This window comes from Mycobacterium sp., assembly GCF_036273375.1.
GTDB lineage: Bacteria > Actinomycetota > Actinomycetes > Mycobacteriales > Mycobacteriaceae > Mycobacterium.
Genome location: NZ_DASUHS010000021.1, coordinates 1 through 5,143, shown reverse-complemented (window position 1 = coordinate 5,143; position 5,143 = coordinate 1). Strand labels below are relative to the sequence as shown.

The window sequence follows — 5,143 nt, the reverse complement described above, 5'->3', positions numbered from 1 at the left end:
GCTTGACCTTTTTTTTCAAGCCCAGCTCCAAGGTCGCTATCCAGTTCTTCAATTTGATCGCCTTGATCGAGCCGACGAACACGTCTGCGACCATCACCTTGCTGTTGCCGTTGATCGCCAGGGTGTCGGGCACCTGCACGTAGACGGTCATGGCCCCCGAGCCGCTGCCGGGGCCGCCCGGGATCGCGACGTTGGAGATGCCTTTCCAGCCACACGAGCTCAGCACCATGGTGGCGATCAGCAGGATCAGCCCTTGCCAGGTCCGATGGCGGATCACGCGAAGCGCCCCACTCATGGGCCGACGGTTCGGCTTGCTGCTCGCACGCAACGCGCTCCTCACTGGCCACCTCCAAAGTCAGCGGGTGACGCGGGGCCACCCGCGTTCGGTGCGGGCGCGGACACCGGCGCCGGTGTCGGGGCGACCGGGCCCGGGATCACTTCCGGCCCCGGCGGTGGCGGCGGTATCGGCACCTGTGGCGGGTTCTGCCCGATGACCGGCGCGATTGGGTTCTCGTCGTAGGCGTTCGGCGGACCCGGCGGGGTCTGCAGGTTCGACTGCACCGGCGCGATGTTCGGTCCGCCCATCAGCTCATTCAGCGAGTCCGGGGTCATCAGGCCCGTGGTGATCGGCCCGACCTGCTGGCCCTGCATGCCTGGGGCGACGATCCAGCCCGGCTGGGTGTTGCGGTGTGAGGTCGGGGTGTCTGGCACCCAGATGCCCGGGACGGTGGTGTCCTTGTACCCGTTGGGCGGATGCAGCCGATCCTCCGAATAGGCGACTTCCTTGGGCAGCGTCTCGGCCGTGCTGAACAGGTTCAACCCGAACGGCGGATAGTTGAACTTGATCGCGTCCAGAATCGGCGAAAGGTACTGCGCGCACAGTTCGGCCGACTCTTGGTAGCCCAGCCGGCTGCCGGCCTGGATCGCACTACAGATGAACTGCATCGGGTTCGCGAAGTTGGTGATCGACGGGATGGCGACCACCGAACCGTGCGACGGGTGATAGATCTGGTTGATGTTCGCCGCGGCCGTCGGCAGCACGTGCAGCGCGGTCTCCAGCCCGTTCAGCGGATCCGGTTGCAGCAGCGCGTTCGTCGCGATCTCGAGGTTGTTGATGTCATGGGTCAAGACCCCGCGGTTCTTTTCGAGCCACGGGCGAATGGTGGCAAGCAGACCGTCGAACTGCTGGATCGCGTTGGACAAGTCGTTGTCGGAGTGCGCGAGCCGCGTGGTGAAATCGGCCAGGTTCTGGTTGAGCGCGACGAACTGCTGGTCGTCGTTGTGCAGGGCGTTGACGAACAGCGCCAGGCTGCGCACCACCGCGAAGAAGTCGCCGCGGCCCTCGTTCAGCGCGGTCAGCGCCTGCGACAGGCTGCTCAGCGTGTTGTTGAATTGCTTGCCCTTGCCGGCCAGCCCATTGGCGAACGACTCTATGACCTCACCGAACGGTCCCTTCGGCTGCTCGGGTGTCGGGCCCAGCTTGGAGATGATGTTGGTGATGCTGTTGCGCAGCTCGTCCCACTCCACCGGCACCTGGGTGCGCTCTTCGGGAATCACCGCGTTGTCGGCCAGCACCGGACCGCCCTTGTAGGCGGGCTCGAGCTGGATGGCCCGCGACGCCACCAGGGTGGGGTTGAGAATCACCGCCGAGGCGTTGGCCGGAACCCGGTACTGGTTCTCGTAGTGGAAAGTGACCTTCATCTTGTTGCCGCTGGGCTCGATCTTGTCGATCGCTCCTACCCGCAGCCCCATGATCTGGACCTTGTCGCCCGGGTACAGCGCATTCGCCGCCGGGAAATAGGCCACCACGGTGTTGTTGGTCACCTTTTGGTACACCTGCCAACCGACGTAGCCGACGACGATCGCCAGGATCACCACCAGCGATCCGATGATCACCGATGCCCGAGTCAGCTTCGGTAGCCGCAGGTTGCGGATATCAAAGATGGTGCTCAATTCTGGCTACCTCCCCCGGCTGCGCCACTGCCTCCGGCTCCCCCGGGGTTGATGAACGGCGCCGGCAACTGGTTGCCCGGCCCGGGCGGCGCTGCCGGTCCCGGCGGGAATCCCGGCGCGAACGTCGATGGCGGCGGCGTCGGTCCGGCCGGTGCGAGGTTCTCGGTGCGCGCGCCCGGGGGCGCCTGCGCCGGCAGCGGCACCGGTGTCCCCGGAACGTCGGGTGGCGGATCGCCCGGCCGGCCCGCGATCGGGATGCCCGGCGTCGGCGGCAGACCCGCGGGGTTCGGCGGCGACGTCATCACGTCGACCGGAGCCGGGAAGGCCGGCCCACCGAACGGTCCTGTCGTCGCACCCGCACAGGGCAAGGGGTTCCACGGCCGCGGCAGGCCCTCGTCCCCGATGGTGACGTTGCCGCCCGGGTTCGCCGGCGTGTACGAGCAGGGCGATCCCGGTGGGACGGCCGGGCCCGGGTGATCGGGCGTGCCCTCGAGCACCGGGGGCGCGGGTGGCGGCGCGCCGTTGGGGAAGCGGGTGCCGTTGGGGTCGGGGAACCGGAACGCCGGCAATCCGGCACTGCGCCAGAAGTTCTCCGGATCGATGCCGCGCTTCTTGAAGGCGGCGTCGACCCACGGCTGCGTAATCTGATACAGGGCCAGGTTGTGCAGGACCACCTTGAAGAACGGTCCCGAGGCGATGGCCTCGTTCAGCGAGGGCAGGAACTTGCCGACCTCGGTGAAACCGTTGGCCAGGTCGTCCTTGCGCTGCACCAGGATGTCGCTGACGGTGCGCAGCTGTTCCAGCACGTGGTTCAGGTTCGGGTTGTCGTTGATGAAACCCTTGACCTGTTCGGAGAACACGGCGATGTTGCCGAGCAGGGCGTCGATCGCCTGGCCGCGTTCGTTGAAGGCGGCCAGCAGCGTCTTGGCGTTGACCAGCGCCCGGTCGATCTGATCGCTGCGATCACCGAGGATGCCGGCCACCTTGTTGGCCTGGGCGAGCAGATGCTTGACCTCTTCGTCGCGCTTGCCGATGGTGTCGGAGAATTTCTGCACCCCTTCGAGCGCCGGGCTCAGGTGCGGATAGGTCTGGTCGATGGTCTGCGACAGCACGTGCAGTGACTGCTTGACGGTGTCGATGTCCCAGCCCTGGGCGGCCTTGGTGACGTCGAAGAACGCGTCGTAGATCTGGTAGGGCGTGGTGCTTTGGCCGACCGGCAGCGTCGCCCCCGGGCGCAGCGGCTGGTTGCCGCGCGGCTCGAGTTCGAGAACCTTCTTTCCGAGGATGGTGTCGGTCTTGACCGCAATCCGGCTCTCGGTGCCAAAGCGTGCGGTGCCGGCGTTGAATTGGATCGCGATGTGATCGCCGTCGATCTTGATGCCTTCCACCTTGCCGACATCCACGCCGGCGATGCGCACCTTGTCGCCTTTGCTGAGGCCGCCGGTGTCGGTGAACTGCCCGTAATAATGCGGTTTGGCCATCAACATCGGGACACTGGTGAAGCTTTGGCCCACGCCGATCACCAGCAGCGTCACGACGATGCCCATCAGACCGATGCGGACCCGGTTGGGTGGCTCCAGTGTTCTCATTGCGGCGTGCACCTACCCGTCGGCTGCTGGAACAGCCGGACCGTGCGGACCGGCCCACCGGCCTGCAGACCGTTGATCTTCAGGGTGATGTCGCAGGCGTAAAAGTTCACGAAGTCCCCGTAGGAGCCGATGGCGCGCCCGATCATGTTCAGTGCGGTTGGCACCTTCTTGAGGAAGTCCTGCAGTTGGTCTTGCTGGTCGATCAGCGGTTGCTGCACCGCGTCCAGGTAGTTGAGCGTGTTGTGCAGCAGTCCGCGGTCCTCGGCAAGCAGGTCGGCTACCGTTCCGGTGGCGTTGCTGATGTGCGCGATCCCCCCGGCGAGTTGGTCACCGTGGTCCTTAAGGCCGGTGATCAACACCTCCAGATTGTTGATGGTCTGGTCGAACTGCTGCCGGTGCCGAACGGTCGTGTCCAGCACCGTGTTCAGGTTCTTGATGACCTCGCCGATCGCCTGGTCGCGCTCACCGAGCCGGCTGGTCAGCTGCGCGGTCTGGTCGAGGATGTCGTTGATGGTGCCGCCCTGGCCCTGGAACACCGTGACCAGCGCAGTCGCGATGGTGTTGACCTTTTGCGGGTCCAGCGCCCGGAACAGCGGTTTGAACCCACCGATCAGGGCGTCGAGGTCGAGCGCCGGCTGGGTGCGTGACACCGGGATGAACCCGTTGGGCGGCAGAACCTTGTCGGCCCCTTCGCCTTGACCGCGTTTGAGCTCTAGGTAGCGATTACCGATCAGGTCGAGGTAGCGGATCTGGGCGGTCGTCGACTGGTACAGCGGGATTGAGCGATCGACGTTGAATTTCACTTTCGCCCGCTTGCCATCGTCGGCCAGCTCCACCGTGTCGACCTTTCCGACCTCAACCCCCGAGGCGCGGACGAACTGGCCCGCGCGCAGGCCGCTGACGTTGGTGAACTCCGCCGAGTATTTGTTGGTGCGGTCGAAGCGCATCTGACCGAACACCACGATGATCATCACAGTGAAGATCAGCAGCACCACCGAAAAGATGCTGAGTTTGATAAGGGTTCCGGTGATTTTCATGGGTTGATCGTGTTATCCCCTACCTGGCGGCCCCAGACGTACTCGATCGCATACGGCGATCCGGTGTCCAGGTGGTTGTACGGCGCGAGGCTGTTGCCGGAGTCCATCACCAGCTCCGGAGCGGGCCACAGGTCGTGGGTGAGCGGTTGCCAGCAGCCCGGCGCACCGCCGGGGCCGCCGCGCGCGTTCACTCGGGGCAGGTTCTCCGGGTAGACGTAAGGGTTGGGCGCACCACCGATCAGGCCGACCGCGCCGCCGAGCCCCAACGTGAGCGCGGAGACGGCGATCAAGGACAGCGGGTTCGCGACCAGCCCCAATCCGGACAGCGCCTGGGTGTGGCTGTTGAGCGAGTAGCCGTTGCCGCCCAGGAAGGACGCGGCTTTGGGCTCGATGTCGTGGTAGTTGCGCACGGTGCAGAACAGCTCCGGGCTGTAGGTGTCCAGCAGTTGCGCCGTCGGCACCAGGTCGGCAGCCCCGCGCGCCAGATACGGCCCACCCTTGTTGAACAGATCCGCACCCGTGTTGCCGAACCCCGCCGCCGACAACAACGCCTGATCCAGATCC

The 5,143-nt window shown here is 65.6% G+C and carries 4 protein-coding genes and 1 pseudogene; all 5 read right to left on the bottom strand.

Annotated elements, in window-relative coordinates; genetic code table 11:
• Positions 1 to 295, bottom strand: a pseudogene (locus tag VFW69_RS02365) (mammalian cell entry protein); the annotation flags it as partial.
• Between the two features lie 41 nt (positions 296 to 336).
• Entirely contained in the window at positions 337 to 1,953 is a 1,617-nt protein-coding gene (locus VFW69_RS02360) for a virulence factor Mce family protein (RefSeq protein ID WP_526497783.1), read from the bottom strand.
• Complete coding sequence (locus tag VFW69_RS02355) at positions 1,950 to 3,542, bottom strand: virulence factor Mce family protein (protein ID WP_526497781.1); 1,593 nt, start codon at positions 3,540 to 3,542, stop codon at positions 1,950 to 1,952. Before VFW69_RS02355 ends, VFW69_RS02360 begins: the two co-directional genes overlap by 4 nt.
• Positions 3,539 to 4,579, bottom strand: coding sequence for a virulence factor Mce family protein (locus tag VFW69_RS02350; protein ID WP_526497779.1), 1,041 nt, complete (start codon positions 4,577 to 4,579; stop codon positions 3,539 to 3,541). The genes VFW69_RS02355 and VFW69_RS02350 overlap by 4 nt, the downstream gene beginning before the upstream one ends.
• On the bottom strand, positions 4,576 to 5,143 hold a 568-nt coding region (locus VFW69_RS02345), incomplete at its 5' end, for an MCE family protein (protein ID WP_526497777.1). The genes VFW69_RS02345 and VFW69_RS02350, both read right to left, overlap by 4 nt.

Coding starts and splice junctions, on each gene's coding strand:
- VFW69_RS02355 (WP_526497781.1), bottom strand. CDS start 3,542: ATGAGAACACTGGAGCCACCCAACCGGGTCCGCATCGGTCTGATGGGC.
- VFW69_RS02350 (WP_526497779.1), bottom strand. CDS start 4,579: ATGAAAATCACCGGAACCCTTATCAAACTCAGCATCTTTTCGGTGGTG.